Source organism: Myxococcaceae bacterium JPH2 (assembly GCA_016458225.1).
Classification (GTDB): Bacteria; Myxococcota; Myxococcia; order Myxococcales; family Myxococcaceae; genus Citreicoccus.
The window spans coordinates 35,215-61,631 of record JAEMGR010000001.1; the positions used below are offsets into that span (position 1 = coordinate 35,215).

A 26,417-nucleotide genomic window follows, 5' to 3' on the forward strand; every position below is an offset into this window, starting at 1 on the left:
CCGCAATGAAACAGTTTGCCGCTCCAGCGCTACCCGGTCCGTGAAACTTCTCCTGCGTCCCGCCACAGTCCGTGCCTCGGGAGGCCACGGCTTCCCGAGGGTGACGAACACGGACAATCCGGTGAACAGGAAGGCGCATGGCTGAGCGACAGAACGGAACGGTGAAGTGGTTCAATGAGGAGAAGGGCTACGGCTTCATCACGCCCGAGAGCGGCTCGGACCTCTTCGTCCATTTCAGAGCCATCGAGGGGACTGGCTTCAAGAGCCTGAAGGAGGGGCAGCGTGTGACGTTCGAGGCGGTTCAAGGCCAGAAGGGCATGCAGGCAGATAAAGTCCAAGTTGTCGGGTGACCCCATTCGGTTTGCCTTCTCTGAGTAGAAGCCAAGCAGGAACTCTCGCGGGCCTTCGCTCAGGCGTGGGGAAGTGATGGCGCGACGGACTCGAGCGCGGGCCCTGTCTCAGGCCCCGCGCCACGTAGGACAAGACGAGGGATAGGCGCCCGAAGCCCGCGGCCGCGCCCCGAGAGGAGCGCCCAGGCAAGCCAGGGCCGGGGCGCTTCCCAACCCACCGAGACCGGCACCGCGAGCTGTCCGCGCCCCCGGCACGAGGGAGGAGGACGGGCGCCATGAGGCGCCTGCCCGCTCCATGCCGCGCGGTGGGCGATGGGATTGACGCGGACCCGTCCGAGAATTATGAACACGTTCAATTTTGAACGCGTTCAATATGTCCCGACGAGAACAGGCCAAGAACGAGAAGTGGGAGCGCATCCGCGCCGCGGCGAAGCGGCTGTTCGCGGAGCGCGGTTACGAAGGGACGACGGTCCGCGCCATCGCGGAGGAGGCCGGCGTCGCGACGGGCACGGTGTTGGTCTACGGCGAGACGAAGGAGGCGCTGCTGCACGAGGTGTGGCGCACGGAGGCGATGCCCCTGGTGGAGGAGGCGGTGTCCTCGTTGCGCGCGGGGCCGTTCGTGACTCGGTGCATGCACCTGTTCACGCCGCTGCTGTCTCACTACGCCTCGCAGCCCGACCTGGCGCGGGTGGTGGTGAAGGAGCTGCCGTGGCTCACGGGAGCCGCCGAGGAGGCCCAGCGTCCCGCGCTGGCGCGGCTCCTGGGGGCGCTGGCGCAACTGGTGGATGAGGCGAAGGCGAAGGGCGAGCTGCGCGCGACGCTGGAGCGAGCGCTGGCGGCGGAGCTGGTCTTTGCCCTGTATCACTCGGCCGTCCTCCGCCTGCTCTCCCCCCTGACGAACGCGACGCTGGCCGAGGCTCGCGAGGGCCTCCGATTGGGGCTGTCAGCCCTGTTGATGGGACTGGGTTCGAGGAGATCATCGTGAAGGTGCTGATCGTGGGTGGAGGGATTGGCGGGCTCGCGCTGGGAGCCGCCCTGGCTCGCCGAGGGGTGACGGCCGATATCATCGAGCGGAAGCCCCAGCCGGCTGACGAGGGGGCGGGCATCGTGCTCGGGCCCAACGTGATGGCTGTGATGAAGGGCCTCGCGTTGCATGAAGACATCCTCGCGGCCGGGCATCCCGTGGACACCGCGCGCATCACGGATGCCCACGGGCGCGTGCTGCAGGAGACCGCCTACGCGGTGTCAGGACTGCCATTGCCAGCCACCGCCCTGCACCGTCAGCACCTCATGCGGGTCCTGGGCTCCGCCTCGCCCGCGCCAAGATTCGGCGTGTCGGTCTTGAAGCTGCTCGGCGTGGCCGACGGCGTGGACGTGGAGTTCTCCGATGGAGCGACGGGCCGCTACGACCTCGTGGTCGGCGCGGATGGCATCCACTCCACGGTGCGGACCTTCATCTGCGGCGAGGAGGTGCTCCCCCGCTACTCCGGCTACACGTGCTGGCGCGTGGTGGTGGACGGCCACTTCGGGGAGTCCGTGGTCGAGATGTGGGGCCGGGGCAGGCGCCTGGGCGTGGTGCCGCTGGGCGAGGGGCGGACCTATGTCTATGCCACGCTCAATGCGGCGCGCCGCGCGCCTCCGCCGTGGAAGGACCTCGCGGGGTTCCGCGCCGCGTACGCCGAGTTCTCGGGTCCCCCAGCCCGCGCCGCGCTGGCCGCGGTCCATCGGCTGGAGGGGATGCTCCACAACGACATCGAGGACTGCTCCGCGCCGCGATGGTGGAGGACCGGTGTCGTGCTCCTGGGTGACGCGGCCCATGCGGTGACGCCCAACCTGGGACAGGGCGCGGGGCTCGCCATCGAGGACGCCGCCGCGCTCGCGCAGCTCCTGATGACGATGGGCCCCACGGATGCGGCGCTGGCTCGCTACGAGAGCCTCCGCCGCCCGCGCGCGGAGCGGATCCTCGGCCGCTCCTGGTCGATGGGGCGGATCGCCCAGTGGGAGAGCCCGCTCGCGCGCGGCCTCCGCAACGCGCTGCTGGCCTGGACGCCCGAGTCGGTGACGCGCGCGGAACTCGAGAAGGTCGTCCGCGACATGCCCGGCGTACCCATCGGCTGACCTTCAAGTCGGCCGCAGCGAAACAACCCCAGAGGTTGGATGGGAGACCCCGAGGCTGTTGCATGTGCGCGCCGCCCGTCATCCTCCTCGCCACCCGGCTGAGACACGAGAGTGCAGACATCCGGCCGAGCGCCGGTGGAGCCCCGCGACCGCGGAGGAACGCACCTGCGTCCTCGCGGGACGCGGCCGCCCATGACCGCGAGTGTGAACCTCCAGGCAGTCCCTTGAGCGAGGCTCGGATCCGCCGCTGGCCCTGTGATTGCTAATGCAGTCGCGCGATGAACACCTGCATCGCGTTCGAGTTCCCAGACGACCTCCGGCGTCCACTCCACTCCATCCGACGAAAACGTCGCGTCCCCGCGCGGGATGGGTCGCGAGCAGGTTGATACCGACTTCCCCTGGAGTGACTCCAGGGGTTCGCCGCAGTCACCAGCACCCGCATTCCCTCTCCGCCCGCTGTCTCGGCTGACGTCAATCCCAGACACCTCCGTGGGACCCGTCTCTCTGACGGCGTCACGCGCGGGAGCTTGGGCATCAACGCCAGCGCGCTGTCGTCACCTCCACCTCAGAAGGGACCGTCCGTGACCACCCCCACCCCTCCGCCGCCGCCCTCCCCCACCAGCATCATCGGCATCCCCGCCGCCGACCCACTCGACGTCAATGGCGACTCCGGCGAGTTCCGCCTCATCCAAACCGGCTCCTCCATGGTGCTGGTCGGCGTCAACGACGACGACATGCTCCAGGGATACTTCAGCGACTCGACCGCCGCGTACCTCAGCCGCCCCAAGGGAAATCCGAAGCGGCTGGATCCCTGGACCGGCTTCACCATCCAGAAAGACTCGTCGCAGTCCGATATCGACTTCGAGACCTCGAAGCGCATTGGCGTGGTCGCGCGAGGCGGCTTTGTCTACATCTTCTGGATCGACAGCACGGGCAGCAACCTGTGCGCGACCCGGGTCGCCCCTGGGGCCACGCATACCGCGACGGACTGGTGTCTGGTTTCCCTGCCAGCGACCACGACGGGAGGCCCCACGAACCCGGTGAAGGTCTTCTCCAATGGTGTGTCGGCCTGCGCAGGCCTGCGTGAGACGGAGATCATCCTCAACTACACAAGCTGGGACACCTCCAGCAACTCAGCGGTGGTCTACCACCTGGTCATGGACACCCTGGGCTACAACTCCCTCGCCAATGACTGGGTTTGCCAGGTTCCGCGCTGGTCCGTGAAGATTCCCGTCACCAGCCCGGCCCAGACCTCCAACAACGCAGCCAACCTCGATATCCGCACCATCCTCCTGACCCAGCCGGGAGACAGCACCGCCACCACCACCGGCCCTCGCGTCAATTGCCTCATCGCGGCGCTGTGGGACAAGTCCAACAACACCACGACGACCTTCTCCTGGACGTTGGATGCCGACTGCCACGCCAGCGCCACCTCCGCGCCAGCCCCGATGCTCCTCCCGTGGCCCAATGCACTCAAGAGCCGCAAGGCCCTGGGCACGAGCCTGGCCGTGGACCCCGCGGGGAGACTCGTCGCGCTGTTCGCGGACAACACCCACAACAATGCGATCTCCTTCGCCGTGATTCAAGACATCCGGCCCCTGCGGCAGCTCAGCCCCTCGGTCGCCGCGCCCACGTGGAAGGAGTACGGAAAGATCTTCACGAGCGCCGCGGAGGACACGACGGGGCCGCTCTCGATGTGCTTCTCGATGGGAATCACCCCCCAGGCGAAGGCGCAAAACTCAACCACCCTGCCCATCATCCTGGGGATGGCATGGGTCCGTTCTTCGAGTTCGCCGGGCTCGCCCATCCAGATGTCCTCGCTGCAGTATGGCGACTTCGTCCTGCAGACCGCCCTGCATCCGCCGAAGCAGCAGAACACGGGCAGTCGTCTGCTCACCGCGGTCTGCGACCCGTTCCCCATGCCCCTCCCCGCGTCGGAGGTCTGGGGCAATGCCAGCCCGGATGGCATGGCCGACTGGAACATGTTCGATTACGAGATGAACACCACCCAGGAAGACGTGGTCTTGAATGAGATCAACTTCTCCGGGAGCATTGGCGCCCAGGTCTCCGTCGAGGCCCAGGCCGGCATCGGGGGAACCAAGTCGGGCGGCAGGGCCGGCGGCTCGGTGAAGGTCGGTGCGTCCGGGCACTTCGCCTGGCAGGACAGCAAGTTCACGGCCCAGAGCATCAAGGTGCAGACGAAGGCGTACCGTCACCCCTACTTCCCCCTCGATGACGGGTCTCCCTACCTGGTCCGCCCCTACGGGTGCTACTTCGGACGGTCGCTGTTCTGGCTGCGCTCCCAGTACGGAACGGCGGCGAACCTCGCCTTCAACCAGGACACCACCTACAAGCCGGCGCCGTTGATCGTGGCGCACTGGCCCGTCGCCTCGAAGGACTCCGATGAGACCGCGGCGGGTGACTTCTTCAGCTATGCCTGCACCCCCGGCGTGGTCGACTCCTATACCGAGGTGGCCATCAACGCCCGGATGTTCGCCCTGTACAACGAGTGCGTGAACAGGCTCCTGGCCTCCGGCATGACCCAGGCGCAGATCCAGCAGATCTTCACGGCTCCGGACGGGACGGACCTCAGCACGTTCTACACGGGCAAGAACTACGTCGCGGCGGTCATCGCGAAGTACGGCACGGACACCAACATGGACGGCCAGAAGTACCTCAAGTTCGCCATGAGCGGCAGCTCGGTCTGCGACGGCCAGTACCGGGTGTCGAACAGCGAGACCTCGGGCTTCGGAGTCCACCTGGAGATCAGCGCCTATGCGGGCTTCGTCAAGTCCACGGACACCTCGGTCCTGGGCATCGGGGTCTCGGGCGAGACCTACGTGGGGGGAACGCTCGACTTCTCGTTCTCATACAAGAACGACTCGACGACCAACACCTCGCAGGGCGTGGGGGTCTACACCTATCTGAATACGCTGGCACCGACGCAGACGATGTCCGCGCGGCTGTACATCCTCAAGGAAGCGTATCTGTGGGCGCTCGAGCTGAAGTACTTCCCGGCCATCGCGCGGGATTGGTACATCCAATCCCTCCGCAACGCGAAGGCGAACGGGGAGATCTCCTCGACCATCGACACGCCGAACCTGGACATGCTCGCCGGCACCACGTCCGCGGACAACACCCTGCTCTACGAGCAATCGCTGCCCACGCGCTTCATGTTCGTCGTCACGAGCTGGGATCAGGGACCGCAGGCGTATGCGCCCGTCAATGTGCCCATGGACCTGCCGGGTGGATACGACATCGCCACCTTCAACTCGGGCATCGGGGACGGCACGACCTTCAACCTGCCGGGGCCCTGCGACGTGGCGTATGGCGCGAATGGCCACTTCCGCTTCCTCCCGGGTGTGACGGGCTCCATCACGTTCAATCAGGCCACGTTCGGCAACCCGGGGTCGGGCACCACGAACAAGGGCTACTACCGGCAGGTCGGCTATCCCAACCGCACGGCGTACAAGGTCTCGCAGGACTTCACCAAGGTCTGCAACGAGGGCCAGTCGTACAACGTGGGCAATGAACCCGTGACGGTGGCCTTCGGAATCAACTCGAGCTGGAACGTCGTGGGAGGGATGACCGGGACCGTCACCGCCTCCGACAATGTCTTCGGAGATCCGGCGGTCGGCTCCGGCAAGGAGCTTCGGGTCCTGAACAAGTAGCCGGCGGTGGGCCCCCGGTGACAGCATCGTCACCGGGGCCATGGCAATGCCAGACAGCTGCTTCGGGTGGCGTCCTCCGAGTCCAGGGCTCACCCGAAGCGCTGGCGCCTCACCAGCGTCGGCGCACGGTGGCCTTGGTGCCGGTCACCAGGCTCGCGGCAGGCACGTCGTCGGCGACGACCGCTCCGGCCGCGACCACGGCGTCCCGTCCGATTCTGACCCCGGGCAGGATGGTCGCTCCCGCGCCAATCCACACGTTCTCCTCGACCTCGATGGGCGCGCCCGTGAGGTACAGCCGCCGGTCCCCCGGGTCGACAGGATGGCTCACGGTGATGAACGTGGCCTTCGGGCCAATCATCACGCCCTCGCCCAGGCGAATGCCGGCGTAGTCGAGGAACGTGCAGCCCTGGTTGATGAACACCCGCTCGGCCAGCTCCAGACGCAGGCCGTGGTCCGTGTAGAACGGCGGATAGATGGTGACCCGCTTCGGGAGCGGTCTGCCCAGGATCTTCTCGAACAGCTCGGCCTTGGCCGCGTCGTCCTCGAAAGGCAGGACGTTGAGGCGCGACGTCAGCTCGGTGGCCCGCAGCACCCGCTCGCTCATCGCCTTGAACTCGGGGCTGAAGACCCGCTCCCCTCTCTCGAGGGACTCGGCACTGTGGATGCGCATGAGGCGGTCGATGGGCATTCCACGAGCTTCACCAGCGCCCGCACCCACGTCCAGCCACGGAATCTTGCGCGCGCAATCAGCGCGGCTGCGCGCGACGAGCACGCTCAGGGACGGCGCAGCGGCCCTCGCGTGACGTCGGCCCACTCCTCGGCGACACGCCAGTGCTCGTTCGGACAATGCCCTTCCGGTGTGCGAAGCGCTTCGTCCGCGATGACCTCCAGCTCCTCGATACTCCCGGCCCTTCGAATCCAGTGCGGGCCACCGTGGACCGTGCTCCGCGCCTCCCAGCTCGTCCCCGAGTGATAGAGCGCGATCCGGTGCGTGAGCACCTGGATGTCGGCCGAGCTGTAGTCGAGCGGTGGAGGAACTGGAGCGGCGCCTCGCGGCGCGGGCGCAGCGGGATGAGGCGCCTTTCCCGGAAGCGCGACGATGATCCCATTTTCGGCGAAGAGGGCCCGAGGCATGAAGGTGAGCCCCCGTGCCGCCATCCGCAGGCCGAGGGCCTCGAGTCCATGCTGATGATCCGCGCTCTCGATTCGGGTCATGCGCGGACGCTAGCACTGGCGTGCATTCTCCAGCGACTTCATACCTGCCGGGTGTTACCACTCGCGCTGCCCCTCAATGCGCGGCCTGCGCAGGAGACCCGGATGAGCCTGACGGTGATTTGTGAGTTCAAAGCACGGACCAACAGCGAGGCAGAGTTCGTGCGGGTGGCGCGAGCCCTGGCCGCCGCCGTCAAGACCGAGCCGGGGACGCTGCGCTACGATTGGTTCGTCACGCAGAAGCCGGGTCACTATTCGATCATCGAGGAGTACGTCGACGCGGACGCGGCCGAAACACATAACAATCATGTCGCCCCCCTGCTCGGCGAGCTGTTCGCGGCGGCCGACCTGGTGTCGATCACCTTCTTCGGGGCGCTCAACGCGTACATTCGCGATTGGGCAACCGGCCGCGAGGGCGTCGCGGTCAACATGCCGCTGTGACGCCGCGCGTGACGCACGCGCTCGCCGCAGCCTGCTCCCTCATGGGGGAGGCAAGCTGACCCGTTCGCTGCACCCTGGAGCCCCTTGGCTGCACCGAAGCCAGGCGCGGCTCCAGTTCAGGGCTAGAATCCGCGGGTCGTGGAATCCATCTCTCCCACCGTGCGCTCCGTCCCGCTGACCTCCGCCGCGAACCTCCCGTCGGAGTCCGGCACATCGGCCGCGTCCGCGCTGCTCTCCCAGCTGCGCCGCCTGCCGCTGATGATGCTCATCTTCGCGGTGCCCGGACTCATCTCCACGACGCACGCCTGGGCGTTCGCCCAAGCCAAGGACCCCAGCTATACGTTCGCGCGGGCCCTGCTGATGCAGGTGCCGCCCTGGCAGTTCTGGGCCCTCGCCACACCGCTGATCCTCGCGCTCGGGCGGCGCTTCCACGTGGAGCGCGGCGTCTGGCCTCGGAGCCTCGCGGTCCACCTGTGCACCCTCGGCGTCCTTCTGGTCCCCTACGTCTCGCTCGTCTACACCGCCTCTCGCGCCGCGGGCGAGAAGTGGTACCTCGAGAACTCCCTGAGCCAGCTGCTGCCGATGATGATGGCCAAGTACTGCATCATCAGCCTGCTCATCTACGGCGGCATCCTCTCCATCGGGCACGCGGTCGAGTACCACCGCCGCTACCGGGAGGGAGAGCTGGCCCAGGCCCAACTGGAGACGCGCCTGGTGCACGCGCAGCTCGACACCCTGCGCGCCCAGCTCCATCCGCACTTCCTCTTCAACACGCTCAACGCCATCTCCGTCCTCGTGCGCAAGCAGGACACCGCGGGCTCCATCCGCATGCTCACCGGCGTCAGCGAGTTGCTGCGCATGGCCCTCAATACGACGGGGCGACAGCACGTCCCCTTTCACGAGGACCTCGACTTCCTGGAGCGCTACCTCGACATCGAGCAGACCCGCTTCCAGGACCGGCTCCAGGTGGTCCGCGCCATCGACCCCGTGACGCTCGGCGCGCTCGTGCCCAGCCTCATCCTCCAGCCCCTGGTGGAGAACGCCATCAAGCACGGCCTTGCCCCGCGCTCCGGAGCAGGCCGGGTGGAGCTGCGCGCCTCGCGCGAAGGCGCCTGGCTGATCCTGGAGGTGCTCGATGACGGCCCCGGACTGGCTCCGAACTGGGAGCACAAGGAGGGCTGCATCGGAGTCGCCAACGTGCGGGCCCGTCTGCTCCAGCTCCACGGCGAGCGGCACACCTTCACGATGGAGAACCGCGTGGGGGGTGGTGTGCGGGCTCGCATGGAGCTGCCCTTCGTCACCGCGTCCCCCGAGGAGCGCGGCGCATGAACGTGGCCGCCGCCATTCGGACGCTCGTGGTGGATGACGAGCCGCTGGCTCGCGAGGGCCTGCGGCTCTTGCTGGCCGTGGATCCCGACGTCACGGTGGTGGGCGAAGCGGGGAATGGACAGGAGGCCGTGCGCCTCATCCGCGAGCAGCGGCCGGACCTCGTCCTGCTGGACGTGCAGATGCCGGAGTTCAACGGCTTCGAGGTACTGGCCCGGCTCGACCCGGGTGAGGTGCCGGCCGTCATCTTCGTCACCGCATACGACCGCTATGCCCTGCGCGCCTTCGACATCCACGCGCTCGACTATCTCCTCAAGCCGTTTCGCGACGATCGCTTCCACGACGCCATCGGCCGCGCCAAGGCTCAGATTCGCCTCGCGCGGATGTCCGACCTCGGCCACCGCCTGATGTCCGTGCTCTCCACCTATGGCGAGCGCGAGAACACTCCCGCGCCAGTCGCTCCTCCCGCCCCCGTCGATGCCTATGTGCGTCGGCTCGCCATTCGAGACACAGGGCGCGTGGTGTTCCTCGACGTGGACGAAATCGAATACATCGAGGCCGCCGACTACTACGTGCAGATTCACGCGGGCGGGAAGGCGTACCTCCACCGCGAGACCATGCAGAGCCTGGAGTCGCGCCTGGATCCGGAGCGCTTCATGCGCATCCACCGCTCGGCCATCGTCAACTCGCGGCGCATCCGCGAGCTGCGCAACGAGGGACGCAGAGACCTCGTGGTGGTGCTCACCGGTGGAATGGAGCTGCGCGTGGCGCGCAGTCACCGAGAGAAGTTCCAGAACCTGCGCTGAGTCGCGCGGTGCGCGGCACGTCACCCGACCTCAGCTGATGCTCTCGGTGGGGACTCAGGGTCCATCCACCACGAGACGGGATGCGCCGTTCAGCCCACGCGTCGCGGACGCCGTGGCGGGTGCGCCCCCCTGGCCCGTTCGCCGCACGCTGGGGCCGGTTCACCGCGCGCCCCGCCCCACTGGCTGAACACTCCGCTCACGCGACGCGCGCGCGGGCACTGTGCCTCCTGTCTCAGCCGCACTCGGAGGTCGCCATGTCGCGCAAGCCACTCGGCCCTTCCGTGGCGCCTGCCCTCTCTCCACTTCTGGCGCATGGCCACTCCTACCGTCCTTCTCCTCGCGCTCGTCGCCACGTCGATGCCCTCCGAGCCCGCCTCCTCCGCGAATGCTTCAGCCGAGCATCCACCGGACCTCGCCCAGCGCACAGTGGAGGACGCGATGCTCACGCCCGTGCCCCCCGCGTCCCATTCGGTGACGACGTGGGATGAGGCAGTGACGCTCTTGCGTCAGCGCTCCACGGACCTCCGGAGGGTGGAGGCCGAGGTGGAGCGCGCCAGAGGCCGGTGGCGACAAGCCCTGTCGGTTCTGCTGCCCAACGCGCGCGTCCAAGCCAGCGTGGCCATGGACGTGCTCAACCCTGACACACCCGTCAGTGCGAACACGGGCGCGAGCACGCGCACGCCCACGTCGCCGCTGGGCACCGTCACCGCGACGTTGACGCAGACCGTGGTGGACGTGGGGGCGTGGCGAGGGCTGTCGTCGGCACGGGCCACGGAAGTGGGCGCGACCGCAAGTCTCCGCGACATCCAACGTCGCCTCACGTTGGGGCTGGCTCAAGCCCTGGTCGCCACCGTGGCCGCCGAGCGCGCCGCGGAGATCAACCGCGTGGGTCTTCAGCAGGCCCTGGAGCGAGAGGTCCTCACGCGCCGCATCTTCGAGCTTGGCACCGGCAACGCGTTGGACGTGGTGCGTGTGAGTCAAGACGTCGCGGTCGCGCGCGGCACGCTCATCGCCGGTGACGAGCAACTGCGTCGGGCCCGCGAAGCGCTGGGCCTCACGCTGGGCCTCGACCACGCCGTGGGCGTCGCCCCGACGTTCAACCTCCAGGGCTTGGTGGAGCAGACCCGGCAAGACTGTGCGCCACTGGAGCAACTGGACGCGCGGGCCGACCTGGTGGCAGCGCGCGCGCAGGTGGAGTCCGCGAGCGACAGCCGGCGTCAGGCGTCCGCGGGGTATCTGCCCACGCTGGGCATCTCCAGCACCCTCTTCGGGCTCACCACCGACCCAGGCTTCGGCCGGTTCTCCACCTGGAACGTCGCGGCCGTGCTGTCGGTGCCCCTCTGGGAGGGCGGAGGACGCGACGGGCTGGTGCGCGAGCGGGCGGGCGTGGAGACCCAGGCGGCGGCGGTGCTGGAGCGTGCGCGTCGCGACGCGGCGGTGGAGGTGGCCCAGGCCCGGCGCGCGGTGGAGGTCGCCGAGGCACTCACCCAGACGGCAGTGGAGTCGCGTGACCTCGCGAGCCGGACCGACGCGCTGACTCGCCGTGCCTTTGAGATGGGCCGGGGCGGGAGCCTCGAGCTGGTGCAGAGCGGAGCGGCCCTTCGCCAGGCGGAGCTGAGCCTGGTGCTGCGTGATTTCGAGCGCGTCCAGGCACGCCTGGCCGCATTCCTGACGGAGGCCCGGTGCGATTGGTGATGTGGATGCGTTCCCGTGAGGCGCGGATGAAGTCGATATGGATTGGGGTGGTGTGTGTCGCGCTGGCCGGTTGCTCGGGGACACCCGCGCCCCCGGCGAAGGGGCCGCCACGTGAGGTCGAGGTGGTCTCCATCGTCCCGCAGCCGGTGCGGGACACCGGAGAGTACCTGGGCGCATTGATATCGCGGCAGAGCGTCACGGTGCTGCCCCAGGTGGCGGGGTACGTGCGCCGCATCCACGTGCGCCCCGGCGAACGGGTGACCGAAGGCGCGCTGCTGGTAGAGGTCGACGCACGAGAAGAGGTCGCCACACTCGAGAGCGCGCAAGCGCAGCACAGCGCCTCGCAGGTGAACCTGGAGCTGACCCGTCGCACGCTGACTCGGACCGAGGCGCTCCACGCGGAGGGACTCGCGAGCAAGCAGGAGTTGGAGAGCGCCAAGGCCCAGGTGGAGGCCGCCGAGGCCGCCTCACGCGCCTCCGCCGCACAGGTGGCGCAGCGACAGGTTCAGCTCCAACTCCGTGGGGTGCGCGCGCCTTTTGCCGGCACCGTGGGAGACGTGCTGGTGCGCGTGGGTGACTTCGTCAGCGCCTCGACACCGCTGACCAGCGTGGCCCAGGCGGACCTGCTGGAGGTGAGCGTCGCCGTGCCATCGCACCGCGCGCGTGCGATGAAACCAGACACGACACTGGAAGTGCTCGATGCGCGGGGCAAGGTGCTGCTCACCAGCACGGTGTTCTTCATCGCGCCCCAGGCCGACCCTCGCACGCAACTGGTGGAGGTGAAGGCGGCCTTCAGCAACACCCTGGGGCTGCGCCCCGGTGAGCTGGTGCGTGCTCGCATGGTCTATTCCGTCCGCAATGCCTTGCAGGTCCCGGCCCTCGCGGTGGTGCGCCAGAGCGGCCAGCCCTTCGTGCTGGTGGTCCGGGAGACCGGGGACAAGACCGTGGTGGCGCGCCGCCCCATCACCCTCGGACCACTGGGAGACCAGACGTACGTCGTAGAGGGGGGACTCGACGCGGGAGACCTCGTGGCCGTCTCGTCCCTGTATGCCCTGCGCGATGGCATGGACGTGACGCTGAAGACCCCACCATCCGCGCCTCGCGCCGAGGCGCGGAGGCCGGCCCCCACGCAAGACAGCGCCTTGGCCGGAAGCCGGCACTGAGCCCAGGAGAGCAAGCGCGCCATGTTCATCGACTTCTTCATCCGCCGGCCCGTCTTCGCCAGCGTCTGCTCCATCTTGCTGACGCTGGGAGGCGCCATCGCCCTCACCACCCTCCCCATCGCCCAATACCCAGACCTGGCCCCACCTCAGGTGACGGTCATCGCCAACTATGTGGGCGCCAGCGCGGAGGTGGTGGAGAGCGCCGTCACGATTCCCCTGGAGCAGGAACTCAATGGCGTGGAGGGCATGCGCACCATCTCCTCCACCAGCGGCAATGACGGGAGCAGCCAGATCACCCTCACCTTCGAGCCCACGCGCGACATCGAAGTGGCCACCATCGACGTGCAGAACCGCGTCAGCCGAGCATCCTCGCGCCTGCCCTCTCAGGTGAACCAGACCGGAGTCGTCGTCAGCAAGGCGTCCAACCAGATTCTCTTGTCCGTGGCGATCTTCAGCGCGGACGACCGCTATGACACAAAGTTTCTCAGCAACTACGCGGACGTGAACCTGAAGGACGCCATCAAGCGCGTGCGCGGCGTGGGAGACGTGCGCATCTTCGGTGAGCGCAAGTTCTCCATGCGACTGTGGTTGGACCCCACGGAGCTGGCTCGGCGCAAGCTCACCCCACAAGACGTCACGCGCGCCCTCCAGGAGCAGAACCTCCAGGTCGCGGCGGGACAGGTGGGGCAACCGCCCTCCGCGGAGGCGCAGCCCTATCAGCTCGCGGTGCGTGCCCGGGGCCGCTTGGTGGAGCCCGACGAGTTCGGGGACATCGTCGTCATGCGCCAGTCGGATGGGCAGAGCGTGCGCGTGAAGGACATCGCGCGCGTGGAGATGGGCGCGGAGAACTACAGCACGCTGCTGCGCTTCAGCGGAAAGCAGGCGGTGGGCATGGCCGTCTTCCAGTTGCCCACGGCCAATGCCCTGGACGTGCGTGACGCCGTCTTCGCGGAGCTGGAGCGGCTGTCCAAGCAGTTCCCACCCGGCCTGCAGTTCCAGACGGGAACGGACACCACCCTGGCCGTCCGCGCGACCGTCCACGAGGTGCTGCAGACGCTGGTCGAGGCCATCCTCCTCGTCATCCTCGTCATCTTCCTGTTCCTGCACGGCTGGCGCAGCGTGCTCATCACGGCGCTCACCCTCCCCGTCTCCTTGGTGGGCACCTTCGCCTTCGTGCGGTGGATGGGATTCTCCATCAACACGCTCACGCTCTTCGGACTGACGCTGGCCACGGGGCTCGTGGTGGACGATGCCATCGTGGTCATCGAGAACATCGAGCGCATCATGGTGGAGCGGAAGCTGCCCGCCGACCGGGCCGCTCGCGAGGGCATTCACGAAGTGGCCGGCGCAATCCTTGCCATCTCCATCGTGCTGGTCGCGGTGTTCGTTCCGGTGGCGCTCTTTCCGGGCACCACGGGCGCCATCTATCGCCAGTTCGCGCTGACCATCGCCGCGTCCGTGGCCATCTCCACCTTCTGTGCCTTCACCCTGACGCCCGCCCTGAGCGCGCGGATGCTCGCGCATGCGCCCGGCGAGAAGTGGGGGTTCTTCCGCCAGGTGGACCGCGTGCTCGATGGGATACGGGCCACGTACGGTCGGAGCCTGCGCTGGCTGCTGAAGCGCCCCGCCATCATCCTGGTGGCGTTCCTCCTGTGCATCGGCGCCATGGTCGCGCTCATCCGCGCGACGCCCCAGGGCTTCATCCCCGATGAGGACCAGGGCTACCTGCTCGTGTCGGTGTTGGGGCCGGAGGGGACGGCACTGTCCCAGACAGAGAAGGTGATGGAGCAGGTGGAGGCAGTGCTGAGAGCACAGCCGGAGGTGCGCGCCACCTTCGCCAACGGCGGCTTCTCCGCCTTTGGTACGGGCGCCAACATGGCCAACATCTTCGTTCCCCTGAAGCCGTGGGCGGAGCGCCCGAGAGCGGACCAGTCGGTGGCCGCGCTGGTCGAGCGACTGCGGGCGCCGCTCGGCCGCATCGGTGGCGCGCGCGTCATCCCCTTGCAGCCTCCGGCCATCCGGGGCGTCGGCGGTGTTGGCGGCTTCCAGTTCATCGTCACGGACACCACGGGCACCTACTCGCTGGACGCGCTGGCCTCGTCGGTCCAGGAGCTGATGGCGAAGGGCAATGAGGACCCGCGACTTCGCGGCGTCTTCACGGGCTTCAACGCGGACACGCCACTGCTGGATGTGGAGGTGGACCGGCAGAAGGCCAAGGCGCTGGGTGTCCCCATCGAGCAGATCTACAGCACGATGCAGGTCTACCTCGGCAGCCAGTACGTCAATGACTTCAACTACGCGAGCCGCGCCTACCGCGTCTATGTCCAGGCCGAGCAGCAGTTCCGCGACAGCGCGACGGACATCAGCGCCTTCTATGTGCGCAGCGACAGCGGGGACATGATTCCGCTCGAGTCGCTGGTGAAGGTGGTGCCCACGGTCTCCGCACAGGTCATTCGCCACCACAACCTCTTCCGCGCGGTGGACCTGAGCGGCCAGCCCGCGCCGGGCCTGTCCTCGGGACAAGCCATGGAGGCGATGGAGGAGCTCGCGGCGCGCGGCCTTCCGCAGGGAATGGTCGGCGAGTGGGCGGGCATCAGCCAGGAGCAGCGGCAGAGCGGCGCGGAGACGCGCGTCATGTTCGGACTGGGCCTGCTCTTCGTGTTCCTGGTGCTCGCGGCACAGTACGAGAGCTTCAGCCTGCCCTTGGTCATCATCCTCTCCGTGCCCCTGGCCATCCTGGGTGCGCTGGGGCTCCAGTTGCTGCGCGGGTTCGCCAATGACGTGTTCTGCCAACTGGGACTCGTCATGTTGGTGGGATTGGCGAGCAAGAACGCCATCCTCATCGTGGAGTTCGCGGAGCAACTGCGTGCGCGCGGCAAGAATGCCGTGGACGCGGTGGTGGAGGCCGCGGAGGTTCGGCTGCGCCCCATCCTCATGACGTCGATTGCCTTCCTCCTGGGCGTGGTGCCACTGATGACCGCGCAGGGGGCCGGCGCCGCGTCGCGCAACTCGCTGGGCACCGCGGTGTTCGGCGGGATGCTCGTGTCCACCGCGGTGAACTTCATCTTCATCCCGGGTCTGTACGTGCTCCTGCAGACGCTGCGCGACCTGACGAAGCGCCTCGCTCGCGGACACCAGGCCTTGAGCCAACCCGTGGAGGGCGAAGCCTGAACGACGCCCGAGCCCCTCCGAGGCTCGGGCGTTTCCGCGCGCTGCTACCGACTCAGTGCCACCTGCTGCGTGAGTCGGCCCATCTTGTGCGGATTGCGCATGGCATAGATGCGGGAGATCCGACCGCCTTCGACCACGACGCTGATGGCGGTGTCGAACGCACCCGCGATGTCGACCCGAAGCGCGGGCGCACCGTTGATCCATACGGTCGACACCTGAGCGTCAGGAACAATCTTGGAGAAGCGAGTCAGCGCTCCGGCCACGCGAGCCCCACCGACCACGGGGAGCAGGGCCGCCGCCACCACGCCACCGCCATCCGCGACCAGGACCACGTCAGGGGCGAGCACGTCGAGCAGGCTCTGCAGGTCACCCGAATGGACGGCGGTCTGGAACCGCTCCAGGACGGCCTGTTGCTCCGCTCGGTCCACCTGCATTCGCGGCCGCCGCGCGGCCACATGCTCGCGCGCGCGGTGGGCGATCTGCCGGACGGCGGCGGCGGTCTTGTCGAGCATCGGGGCGATCTCTTCGTATGGCATGTCGAAGACCTCCCTGAGCACGAACACCACCCGCTCGGCCGGAGTGAGCGTCTCCAGCACGGTGAGCATCGCGATCGAGACGCTCTCCGCGAGCTCGATGTCCTCGGAGACATCGGGGCTGGTCAAGAGCGGCTCGGGGAGCCATTCACCGACGTAGTCCTCCTTGCGGCGGGCCAACGTGCGCAGTCGGTTGAGGGCCTGCCGGGTGACGATTCGGACCAGGTAGATGCGCGGCTCGCGCACCTCCGCTCGGCCTGCCTCGCCGATGTCGGCCCATCGCAGCCAGGCCTCCTGCACGACGTCCTCGGCATCCGCCGCGGAGCCGAGCATCTCGTACGCGACCGTGAAGAGCAGGCTGCGATGGGTGGCGAAGAGGCCCTCCGCGCTCGACGGTGCAGGGGTGCCATCGGGCGCGGAGGTTGAAATCGGCGCATCGTCAGGAGCCGCGACTCCGGATGACGGTGGGTGGATCGAAGCCGTCATGACGCGGACGCGACTCCCAGCCGTGGGCTCGGCAGGACCACCGGCTTCAGCCCGCACGAGGCAGCGAAGCCCTCGGATTCGATGCCCAGCGCCGTGTTGGTGCGGGTCGTCATGTGGGCGAAGCCGATCACCGTGGTGAGTTCGATGAGCGCCGCCTCACCGAGCTGCACGCGAAGGCTCGAGACCATCTCGTCGGTCACTCGCGGAGGGGTCTGGCTCATCGCCTCGGCATACTCCAAGACCTCCTGCTCCAGGAGCGTGAACACGTTGGACTCGCGCCACTGCGGGACTTGCTGCGCCTTGTCCATGTCCAGCCCCTTGTTCCGGGCCATGAAGTAGTTGAGGTCCAGGCAGAACGAGCAGCCCACCAACGAGGCCACCGCGATGTGCGCATAAGACTTCAGGCTCTCGTCGCATGCGTTCCACTGATGGAGCTTCTGCGAGAGCCCCATCTGGGCCTTGAGCACCGGCAGGTTGTGCCACAGCACCCCGAAGGCCTTGGGGACCTGGCCCAACGTCCGCTGGGCGAACATCTTCACGACCGCGCCGTAGAGGCCGGTGATCTGCTTCGGGGGAATCCTGGTCGAGGACATGTCACGTCTCCTGGGGTCAGCGTTGGATTGCTTCGACCTGAAGACACCGAGGGCTTCCGAGTTGTGACACCCCATTTTGAAGCGAATTTCCCGGCCCGGCGGGCTCACAGGAACGGGTACTCCGGGTCGCGGATGGCCACGAGCCGAACGGTCCACTCGGCGTGACCCGAGGGCTCCTGTCCGGTGCCCAGCTCCAGCGTGTACCCCGGCCGCGCCCAGGACAGGGAGAACTGCCGAGGGTCCTGCCCCTCCACCTCATCGGAACCAAAGTGAGGATCGAACCGCCCTGGGCCATAGCGGCGCCGCAGCGGGTCCGCGAGGGAGTCGAAGAGGGCTTGCCGCTCGTGCTCCAGACGCTTCGCGCAGGCCGCGAAGGCGTCCGAGTCCGTGGGACACGTCTCCGCCGGGTTGTCGATGTGCTCGATGACGAGCACGCCCGTGGGTACCCCACTCCGCCGCATCACGCGCACCCGGGCGGAGCCGAAGGGGGCCAGCCGAGCGCCCTCCAAGAGGAGAACGCCGACGGTGTGGGCTCCTTGGAGATCAGCGTCACGGTGGGAGATGGAGGCTTCAGGGAAGCGGGAATGCAGCTCCGCTTCCGTGGAGTCCCACGTCACGGGACCGAAGAGTTCAGGGAGTGGCTCGGCAGCCGCAGTCGCCTCGGGCAGGGGCGGCGAGGTTCGGCACGAGGAGAAGACGGTGAGGGCGCAAAACCACGCCCCGAAGAACCAATGCGTTCGCATGAAGGAGCCCCACTCGCTGGATCGCTGCCACCGTGACACACGGGACCGCGCCACTGTCGAGCATTGCAGGCGGGATGCCGTCCCCTGGCGCCCGGACGGCGCGGCATCGCCCACTGACCTGCATGTGGCCACTGGGCTCGCTGCCTACAACACGCCCATCCTCACAAGGGCCTGAGGATGCAGGTCCCCTCGGGTATCGCCGAATGGATTCACTCAACTGACCGTGTTCCTCGCTGACGGGGCAAGTCCACCTGCTTGCCGTGGAGCGTGCTTCTCACGCCACCACATCCCCACCCACGCAGGCTTGGCGGGAGGTCATGCCATGGCAAGCGTCCTAATTACTGCGCAGCCAGGTAGCGGTCGGGCCTCGGCCCGTCGACCCTGAAGTCGAATAGGAAGTATGGCGGGACGCATGCCCCTGTCCCAGGAGCGCTTCCTGGGTACCGGCTGCAGCCATAGTCGTCTCGACAGGGCTCGTCGACCGAACAGGCGCGCGAAGCCATGGCGGCCACGAGCCCCCGCTTCCGGACGCATTCTTCAATCGGCTCATCCAGCGGGAAGCAGACCTGCTCGTAGCTGGAGACGAGCATTGCTGTGCACACCGATGTACCCCAGCGCGCGCCGGGCCGGGCACACGCCACGCTGCAGAATCCGCGCGGGAACCCGTAGTGATTGGCGATGCACGGAATGGCGTCCGGGGGCTGCCCTTGGCACACCTCGGGCGAATCCGCGACGATCTGATCTCCGCTCGCGCCTGGGCGCGCAATCACCCGCGCGTTCTCACAGGCGTCACCGGCAGTCCGGATCGTGGGCGCACAGAACCCAACCTCGTCGTGGTGGCTGTCGCGACATTCGAGCCCGGCCATGCACGTCCAGTCCGCGAAGCTTGGGTCCCCAAGCCCGCAATGCGAGCCGTAGATGCCCGCCGAGGCAGCGCGTTCAGGGAACGGTCGAGGCTCCGTGAAGGCCGCCCCATCCGCCACGCTGGCGAGCATCCGTGAGCGCCAGCCGAGTTCCTCATGCAGGTGCGGCGAGACGCCCACCGCGAGGGCGTTGAACGTCTGGCTCGGATCGCGCTCCTCGCCGGGGAGGTGGAAGCCCGCCACGGACCGGCTCTGATGGCAGCCCGTACACGTGAAGCCGTCCAACCGCCGCAGGAGTCCTCGCGGGGAGCGAACCAACTTCGCCTTGGCATAGGGGAGATCCGCGAACGCGCCCGAGTCGAGCTGTGTCTTGAAGAGGGAGCTGAAGACGCGATTGGCGGGCCTGGCGAGCCCGCGGGGGCTCACTGAGATGGCCCTCATGGCCAAGAACCTGTCCGGGATGACGGAGCGACCAGCATCGATGGCCATGAAGTTCTTCGCGATCCAGTCCGCCAGCGCCTTCTGCTCCACCGGGCTGAGGTCTGCCCGAGGCGTGTTGAGGAGCGGCCGCGGCACGAGGCGATCCGACCGCACGTCGAAGGACCTGAGGACGTACTCCGCATGATCGTCCGCATCAGGAGTTCCCGGCCCGTGCAGGTTCTGGAAGTTCGTCTCGAGGCGGCTCATGGGCGGCAGTTGCGTCACCATCCGCCCTACCGCGGCGACGCGCTCGGGGGCATTCGCCGGCAGCCCGCGCCACTGCTGGGCGATCGCCTTGCAACTCCCGCCTGGCCCCATGGGCAACGGCCGGATGACGTTGACGGTCATGGGCAGACGGACAACAGGTCTGCCTTTCGGCTGCAAGGAGAGGCGATAGATGAGCCGGAGCTGGCCACACTCCTTGGGCGTCGCGAAGCGCATGTCGAGCCGGTCGACCACTCCCACCAGTTGGAAGCGCGCGCCGGGCGAGCGCAGCCACTTCGGATCGAAGACGTAGTTCACGCGCTTGGGATCGAGCGGGAACTGGCTGAGCGCGATGCCGTCCCGACTGGACAACTCGGTCACGTCGCGTTCGATGACCGAGACGAAGGACGCATATCGTGGCGACTTGAGGAGGCTCTGGGCATCCTCATCCGGTGCGCCCAACTGCTGCCCCAAAGACAGCCCCTGCCGCTCCAGGAGGATCAGCTCCGCGGGGTCAGAGAGCAGCAGCGCAGGATCGGGAGCTGACGAAGGAGACACCTGCGTGGTGGGCGCTGGCGCGAAGGGCGCCGGCGCCGCGGACACGGGCACAGGAAGCGCCGGGACCGCGGGCTGCTGGACCATGGCAAGGCCTGGAACGGCGGCTGGGGGGCGTTCCGGCGGCTCGCCCGAACAGGCGGCGCATAGGAACGCAAGCGCGGCCGCGAGAACTCGTACCCTGGAGAGGTGTGCCCTTGCGGCGCCCGCCTCTGCCCCGGTCATCCACAACCCACCGGCGGAGGTCCGCAGCTCGATGATTTGACCTGTGGAATTCATCGGAGGGAGGACGTCCGACGCACGCATCAGCCGGTCTGCGTTCAGCTTCACGACGTCTTCGTTCGGCGCTACCCCGGACACGGCGTCTCCTACTCACTGGATGCTTCGAGACGCACCCTGTCGGCTGCGAAGCTGCGGATAGCGTCCCGACATCAGCCATAGAACGAGGAACCGTCCACGACTGCTCAAATGCCTCGCGCCATCCTAGAGGCTGTTGAGATGGATCGCCATGCGAGGCGCCACGGAACGAGCCCCGTCCTTGCGATGGGGTTGAAGGTTTCGGACGGGGACCCGTGGGCGCGCGGACTCGCGCCCCTGAGTCCTTCGGTAAAGCGACTCTCCTCCACGGCCTGCCTCTGGCGTGGCCGGAGACTGCATCAAGCGGCCTCCGGCGTCGGGAGTTGCTGACGTGGCGCCCACTCGCGCAGCAGTCGGGCCACGAGGACATCCACCTGCCCCTCCGCATGGGCGATGGAGTGCTTGAGGCGCTCACCGCCAAACTCGTCGTACTCAATCGCCACGGAGTCCACGTCCGTGATGCCCATGTAGCCGAACGCGGTGCGAATGCTCGGCTCGACATGATTCATGGCTTCGAGTCGCTCGCCGCGCCCATAGCCGAAGTCTCCGCGCGAACTCAGGATGACGAGCTTCTTGCGCGCTTCGGTCAGCAGGGGCCAGTAGGGATCGCCGGACCGTGAGCGGTCGAACCCGAAGGTGCGACCCACGCGGATGATGTTGTCGATGTATGCCTTGAACTGCGCGGGCACGTTGAAGTTGTACATGGGCACGCCCGCGACGATGAGGTCCGCGCCGAGCAGCTCATCCACCAGCGCGTCGCTCTCGGCGAGCACATCGGTCATCCACGGTTCCCGCTTCGAGGGAGCGGTGAAGGCCGAATGAATCCATCGCCCCGTCACAGGCCCGGGTGGAGCCTGCCCGACGTCCCGGTAGACGACGGTGTCGCCCGGACGGGCTGCTCGCCAACCGGCGACGAAGCGCGAGGACAGGCGGCGCGTATGCGAGCCATGGGGCGTTTGCTCGGACCCACCTGCGCGAGCGCTCGAATCGAGATGAAGAATCTTGACCATGGGATGTCTCCAACGGCGGTTTCGGTTGAGGCACGCTCATCCATCGAGCGGACCGGACACCGCTGGAGATAGGAGCTGGCCAATTTGCTGACAAACGCGTATTCCTCAGGCGATGGCTGAGCCTGATTCATCCATGGGTGATTCATGAGGGACCTCCCACCTCTGTCAGCGCTTCGGGCCTTCGAGGCGGCCGCGCGGCACCTCAGCTTCAAGAAGGCCGCCGAGGAGCTTTCGGTGACACCTACGGCCATCAGCCACCAGGTCCGTCAGCTGGAGGAGTGGCTGGGGCTTCAGCTCTTCGAGCGGCAAGTTCGTCGGGTGGCCCTGACTCGGGAAGGAAGAGAGCTGTTCCCTTCGCTGAGAGAGGGCTTCGACACCCTGGTCCGTGGCATCGACGCGATCAGGGCGGCGCCCCGCCAGGAGGTCCTCACGCTCTCTTCCACGGTCGCCTTCACGTCGAAATGGCTGGTGCCGCGTGTGCCCGCGTTCCGGGCCGCGTGCCCCGGCTTGGACCTGCGACTTCACGCCTCCGATGAGGCCGTGGACTTACGGGCGGGCGACGTGGACCTGGCCATCCGCTACGGCCGAGGAGCCCATGCGGGCCTGCGCTCGGAGCTGCTGTGCCAGGACCGCTTCGCGCCCGTGTGCAGTCCGCGATTGGGCGTGCGCAGCCAGGAGGATCTCAGCCGGCATCCGCTCATCCACTTCGAGTGGCGCCGCGTCGAGGAGGCAACGCCGACCTGGAGCCGGTGGTTCGGGAGCATCGGACGGCGCTACCGAGCCCCGAGCGGTGAGCTGCGCTTCACCGACGAATCACATGCCATCCAGGCAGCGATCGCCGGGCAAGGCATCGCGATGGTCAGCCTCGTGCTCGTAGCAGAGGAATTGGCAAGCGGGGCGCTCGTGCAGCCATTCGGGCCCGACCTAGGAGGATTCGCCTACCACCTCGTCTACGTGGACACGCCACGGCATGCCGAGCGGCTGAGCGCCGTGCGACAGTGGTTGCTCACCGAAGCGAAGACGCTTGAGGCGCGGGAGTCCGGAGTTCAGCGCACCACGAGCAAACAGAAGACAGACACATCTCGTCGAAGCTGAACCCGAAGGAGGTCCTCTGTCGCCATTCGGGTCAGCCGGACTGCGCCGTGCTCGATTCGGAGGCGCTCGGGCTACGACTCGACGATGAAGGTCGTGGCGTCCACTCCGACGTTGCCCGTGGCGGGGTCGTAGGCGGTCACCGTGACTTCGTAGGCTCCTGGCTGCTGCACCGTCAGCGCGCCCTCGTAGGTGCTGGTCTTCCCAGCGAACTTCATCGGGAACTGGGTGAGCGGCTTCCCGTTGTACTTCACCGTCGCCTGCAGCTCATACCGGCTGGAGTCCCAGAGTCCCTTGGGCTCCGTCGGACAACCGCACATGAGCGTCACGTTGGTTCGAACCGGGACCGTGAGCTTCTTGTCTGCCCCAAGCTTCATGAACTCGTGCGCGGACGGCGTCTGCACGTCCACCACGAAGCCCGGCAGCTCCAGGATGATGCCATCGCCCTCGATGTGCTTTCCGGGCAGCAGCCACAGCTGGGTCGTGCTGGTAACCAGGGCCTGACGCTGCGCGAGCGGCCCTGACGCCTCCACCGTCACCAGCAGCGGCTCGGTGATGTCCACGGTGGCCGTGAACTTCGCGGAGGCCTCGTCCGCGAGCGGCGCCCCTCGCACTTGCGGCTGCTTCATCAGCGTCTGCGTGTTGCCCGTCGAGCCGGCGGTGACGCCGCTGGCCAGCACCTGGCCAGACTGCGCGTCTTTCAGCACCACGCGCACGCCGCCCATCGTTGTCCCGACGAACTTGCCATCTCGGGCACGCGCCCTCACGACCAGCCGAGTCTCGGTCGCCAGCGCGGTCGTGGAGCACAACAGCAGGGTCCAGAAGATAAGGCTTCGCATGGCTGACTCCGTGTCTGGATTTCCTTCGCGGAGCCGCATAGCACAGCGGATCCGCACGCCGCTGGAGAAACAGCCCACGGAACGGCGCAGCGAGGCTTCATCTCGGCCCACACCTCCACTGCGGCCACGAACGGAATTCTCCGGAGCCGCGAGAACGCTCGGTTGATTCACCGGCGCTCCCGCGGCGTCACGACACGTGGCCACTCCGACGCAAGGACGCCTGCTCCGGGGCTGTGCCCCATCCGGAACTGGATGAATGAGGACCACGCAAAGTGCGAGACGAACACGGAACTCCCGTCACGCCACCGTCGCCGTAGTAAGTTGCCGCGAATGGTACGCCCCCCCGTGTTGGTGTTGATTGGGTTCCTGACCTTCGCTTCCGCCGCCGCCATGGCCGCGCCTCCCGAGGCAGGCGCCGCGAAGTCCGTCCAGGACGCATCGAAGCGATTGGAGAGCGCTCGCTCCACCCTCGCCACCGCCGTTCAGCGCATCGAGAAGGATCCGCCCAGCAACGCGGACCTCGATGCCGCCGTCGCGGCGGTGGAGGCCCTCAAGGACGCGCTCAACGCGGGCGTGGACTTCGAGACGCAGGACCTCGACTACGCGAAGGCCGTCCTGGTCGCGCGCAAGCAACTGCGCACGCAGCGCGAGTACGTCGAAGAGCGCCGCGCCAAGATTCACATCTTCGAGTCCCGCCGGCGCATCGATGCCGCGCTCGCGCCTCTGAATGAGCGCATGGCGAAGCTCGCCGACAAGGACCTCGACGCCAAGTCGATGGACGAGACCCGCGCCTCGGTGGCCTCGCTCAAGAAGCTGGCGGACGAGAACCGCTCCCTGACGAGCCAGGATCCCAAGTTCGCCACCTATCTCAGCGAGGTCGACGCGACCATCGCCCGGCACACGAAGACGCTCGATGACAAGTGGCTGCAGCAGTCGGCCCAGCAGCAGCGCGGACTCCTGGACGAGCGCCGCAAGGCCCTGTCCACCGCCCTCACCGAGCTGGCCCCGGCCTGGTCCGATGACAAGTTCAGCGTCGCGGACAAGGCGGTGCTGGCGCTGCAGAAGCAACTCGACGAGGGCAAGCCGCTCGAGGAGCGCGACAGGACGTATCGCGGCGAGGCGGAGAAGGCTCGCGGCGAACTCGTGCAGGCCCGGCGCAAGATGGATGACCTCGTGGTGCAAGCAGGCGTCTCGCGGGTCAAGGCGGAGATGGGTCCCGCCCACGAGGAGCTCGTCACGACCGCCAAGGCGCTCCGCGCCAAGCGCCCCACGCCCGAGCAGTTCGCCGAGGCCAAGACCGCGGCGTTCGTCGTCCGCAAGCTGGTGGAGAAGTACGAGCCCCAGGCCTCGCGGAGCCAGCCCATCGGCCAGTACATCGCCGAGGTCAAGAACACGCTGGCGGAGGTGGAGGTGGCCCTCCAGGTCCGCAGCCTCGATGCGGCTCGCGCCGAGGTCACGCAGGCGCTGCGGAACATCGAGAAGCGCTCCGCGACCGCCGAGCAGTTCGAAGAGACCAAGACGGCGCTCGTCGTCCTGGAGAAGACGCTGGAGACGGTTCAGCCGAGGAACCCCGCCATCAGCCCGTCCGCCGCCGAGGCGCGTCAGCTCCTGAAGGACGGCCGGGCGACCCTGGAGCGACGCCGATACGAGGTCGACCTGCTGCAGCAGCGCGTGAAGGTCGACGAGGCGCGGAAGAACGCGACGGCCATGGTCGCCCAGGTCCAGCAGCCGAAGCCCTCGGAGGCGCAGATCCAGGACGCCGAGAAGGCGGTCCAGCAGATTGGCGTGGTGCTGGAGGCCGGCGTCGCCTTCGTCAAGAAGGACCGCGACTATGCCATCTACGCCAAGGAGACGAAGGAGCGCATGGCGGAGCTGAGCGACCGCATCAACCGGCGGAAGATTGTCATGGCCGCCGCGGATGCCCGCGTTCAGCTCACCGAGCGAATCACCACGACACGGCAGAGCATCGACGCCGCGAAGCTGGTCTCCTCCACCGACGGTGACGTCGAGACCGCGACGAAGAACATGGAGGAGGTCGTGAAGCTGTTCGACTCGCGCGCGGAGCTGACGCGACAGGATGCGGGCTATGCGTCCTACGCGGAGCGGGCACGCACCGAGGTGCAGAAGCTGATGGAGTCGCTCGAGTTCGCTCGGCAGGCGCGGGCGCTGCGCCGGATGACCGCCGAGGCCCTGGCCTCGGCCACCCAGACCGCGGAGACCGCCGCCGCCTCCGCGGACCTGCGCAAGCGCAAGGAGCTGTACGCGGGCGCGCTGGAGAAGCTCAAGGCCTGCCAGGAGGACGGCGCGAGGATGGTGAAGGAGAACGTCAGCCTCGCCACCATCGACGTGCTCGTCGCGGGTGTCCCGGCCCGGCCGCAGGAGGTGATGGCGCAATGCGCGCAGAAGGCCGACGCGCTCCAGGAGCCCCAGAAGCGCGCCGACGCGCAGCTCCGGTTCCAGGAAGGTCCGAAGAAGGCCTACGACTCGGCGAAGCCGCTCCTCTCCTCGGGCCGCAAGGACGAGGCGCTCACCAAGCTCAACGAGTGCATCGCGGAGGGACGCATCCTCGAGAACCGCTACCCCGACTTCAAGGACCAGAAGTTCGAGGTGGATGGCACCCGCATGAGCGTGCTGGACCTGATCCAGGTCTGCGTGAAGGAGCGCAAGCCCTTGCAGACGCCTCACTGAGCGCGGCGGAGGACTCGCGAG

20 protein-coding genes are annotated in these 26,417 nt (G+C 67.7%); 12 read left to right on the forward strand and 8 right to left on the reverse strand.

Features of this window, described 5'->3' with window-relative positions; genetic code table 11:
• Positions 1-137 precede the first annotated feature (137 nt).
• The 4 genes from JGU66_00155 (at position 138) to JGU66_00170 (ending at position 6,139) form a co-directional block, all read left to right on the forward strand.
• Positions 138-350, forward strand: coding sequence for a cold-shock protein (locus JGU66_00155; protein MBJ6759150.1), 213 nt, complete (start codon positions 138-140; stop codon positions 348-350).
• Between the two features lie 373 nt (positions 351-723).
• Complete coding sequence (locus tag JGU66_00160) at positions 724-1,335, forward strand: TetR/AcrR family transcriptional regulator (protein ID MBJ6759151.1); 612 nt, start codon at positions 724-726, stop codon at positions 1,333-1,335.
• Positions 1,332-2,468, forward strand: coding sequence for an FAD-dependent monooxygenase (locus JGU66_00165; protein ID MBJ6759152.1), 1,137 nt, complete (start codon positions 1,332-1,334; stop codon positions 2,466-2,468). The genes JGU66_00160 and JGU66_00165 overlap by 4 nt, the downstream gene beginning before the upstream one ends.
• 581 nt (positions 2,469-3,049) lie before the next feature.
• Entirely contained in the window at positions 3,050-6,139 is a 3,090-nt protein-coding gene (locus JGU66_00170; protein ID MBJ6759153.1) for a hypothetical protein, read from the forward strand.
• A 109-nt stretch (positions 6,140-6,248) separates the two neighbouring features.
• Here JGU66_00170 and JGU66_00175 read toward each other — a convergent pair whose 3' ends face one another.
• Together JGU66_00175 and JGU66_00180 are read right to left on the reverse strand one after the other, a co-directional pair.
• A complete protein-coding gene (locus tag JGU66_00175; GenBank protein ID MBJ6759154.1) occupies positions 6,249-6,827 on the reverse strand; it encodes a sugar O-acetyltransferase in 579 nt (192 codons plus the stop codon).
• Between the two features lie 86 nt (positions 6,828-6,913).
• On the reverse strand, positions 6,914-7,354 hold the full coding sequence (locus JGU66_00180; GenBank protein ID MBJ6759155.1) for a hypothetical protein: 441 nt from the start codon (positions 7,352-7,354) through the stop codon (positions 6,914-6,916).
• A gap of 102 nt (positions 7,355-7,456) precedes the next feature.
• Here JGU66_00180 and JGU66_00185 point away from each other — a divergent pair, with 102 nt between their 5' ends.
• The 6 genes from JGU66_00185 to JGU66_00210 all read left to right on the forward strand — a co-directional run bounded on the left by JGU66_00185 (position 7,457) and on the right by JGU66_00210 (position 15,953).
• Complete coding sequence (locus JGU66_00185; protein MBJ6759156.1) at positions 7,457-7,792, forward strand: antibiotic biosynthesis monooxygenase; 336 nt, start codon at positions 7,457-7,459, stop codon at positions 7,790-7,792.
• 138 nt (positions 7,793-7,930) lie between these two features.
• A complete protein-coding gene (locus tag JGU66_00190; GenBank protein MBJ6759157.1) occupies positions 7,931-9,121 on the forward strand; it encodes a histidine kinase in 1,191 nt (396 codons plus the stop codon).
• Positions 9,118-9,924, forward strand: a complete 807-nt coding sequence (locus JGU66_00195; protein MBJ6759158.1) for a response regulator transcription factor — start codon at positions 9,118-9,120, stop codon at positions 9,922-9,924. Before JGU66_00190 ends, JGU66_00195 begins: the two co-directional genes overlap by 4 nt.
• 312 nt (positions 9,925-10,236) lie before the next feature.
• A complete protein-coding gene (locus JGU66_00200; GenBank protein MBJ6759159.1) occupies positions 10,237-11,619 on the forward strand; it encodes a TolC family protein in 1,383 nt (460 codons plus the stop codon).
• 26 nt (positions 11,620-11,645) lie between these two features.
• Entirely contained in the window at positions 11,646-12,782 is a 1,137-nt protein-coding gene (locus JGU66_00205; protein ID MBJ6759160.1) for an efflux RND transporter periplasmic adaptor subunit, read from the forward strand.
• Between the two features lie 21 nt (positions 12,783-12,803).
• Positions 12,804-15,953, forward strand: coding sequence for a multidrug efflux RND transporter permease subunit (locus tag JGU66_00210; protein MBJ6759161.1), 3,150 nt, complete (start codon positions 12,804-12,806; stop codon positions 15,951-15,953).
• A 44-nt stretch (positions 15,954-15,997) separates the two neighbouring features.
• Here JGU66_00210 and JGU66_00215 read toward each other — a convergent pair whose 3' ends face one another.
• The 5 genes from JGU66_00215 to JGU66_00235 all read right to left on the reverse strand — a co-directional run bounded on the left by JGU66_00215 (position 15,998) and on the right by JGU66_00235 (position 21,777).
• A complete protein-coding gene (locus tag JGU66_00215) occupies positions 15,998-16,972 on the reverse strand; it encodes an RNA polymerase sigma-70 factor (GenBank protein ID MBJ6759162.1) in 975 nt (324 codons plus the stop codon).
• Entirely contained in the window at positions 16,969-17,565 is a 597-nt protein-coding gene (locus JGU66_00220) for a carboxymuconolactone decarboxylase family protein (GenBank protein ID MBJ6759163.1), read from the reverse strand. Before JGU66_00220 ends, JGU66_00215 begins: the two co-directional genes overlap by 4 nt.
• 104 nt (positions 17,566-17,669) lie before the next feature.
• On the reverse strand, positions 17,670-18,308 hold the full coding sequence (locus JGU66_00225) for a hypothetical protein (GenBank protein MBJ6759164.1): 639 nt from the start codon (positions 18,306-18,308) through the stop codon (positions 17,670-17,672).
• A gap of 338 nt (positions 18,309-18,646) precedes the next feature.
• Positions 18,647-20,497 carry a hypothetical protein gene (locus tag JGU66_00230; protein MBJ6759165.1) on the reverse strand — a complete coding sequence of 617 codons (1,851 nt, stop codon included), beginning with the start codon at positions 20,495-20,497 and terminating at the stop codon, positions 18,647-18,649.
• Positions 20,498-21,066: 569 nt separating this feature from the next.
• Positions 21,067-21,777: an NAD(P)H-dependent oxidoreductase gene (locus tag JGU66_00235; GenBank protein ID MBJ6759166.1), complete on the reverse strand. Its 711-nt coding sequence runs from the start codon at positions 21,775-21,777 to the stop codon at positions 21,067-21,069.
• Positions 21,778-21,921: 144 nt separating this feature from the next.
• Between JGU66_00235 and gcvA the strand changes: the two genes are divergently transcribed.
• Positions 21,922-22,872 (forward strand): transcriptional regulator GcvA, encoded by a 951-nt coding sequence (gene gcvA, locus JGU66_00240; GenBank protein MBJ6759167.1) that lies wholly within the window; start codon positions 21,922-21,924, stop codon positions 22,870-22,872.
• 71 nt (positions 22,873-22,943) lie between these two features.
• Here the strand turns inward: gcvA and JGU66_00245 are convergent, their stop codons facing one another.
• Complete coding sequence (locus tag JGU66_00245; GenBank protein ID MBJ6759168.1) at positions 22,944-23,747, reverse strand: hypothetical protein; 804 nt, start codon at positions 23,745-23,747, stop codon at positions 22,944-22,946.
• A 291-nt stretch (positions 23,748-24,038) separates the two neighbouring features.
• Between JGU66_00245 and JGU66_00250 the strand changes: the two genes are divergently transcribed.
• Positions 24,039-26,396 (forward strand): hypothetical protein, encoded by a 2,358-nt coding sequence (locus JGU66_00250; GenBank protein MBJ6759169.1) that lies wholly within the window; start codon positions 24,039-24,041, stop codon positions 26,394-26,396.
• Positions 26,397-26,417: the final 21 nt, after the last annotated feature.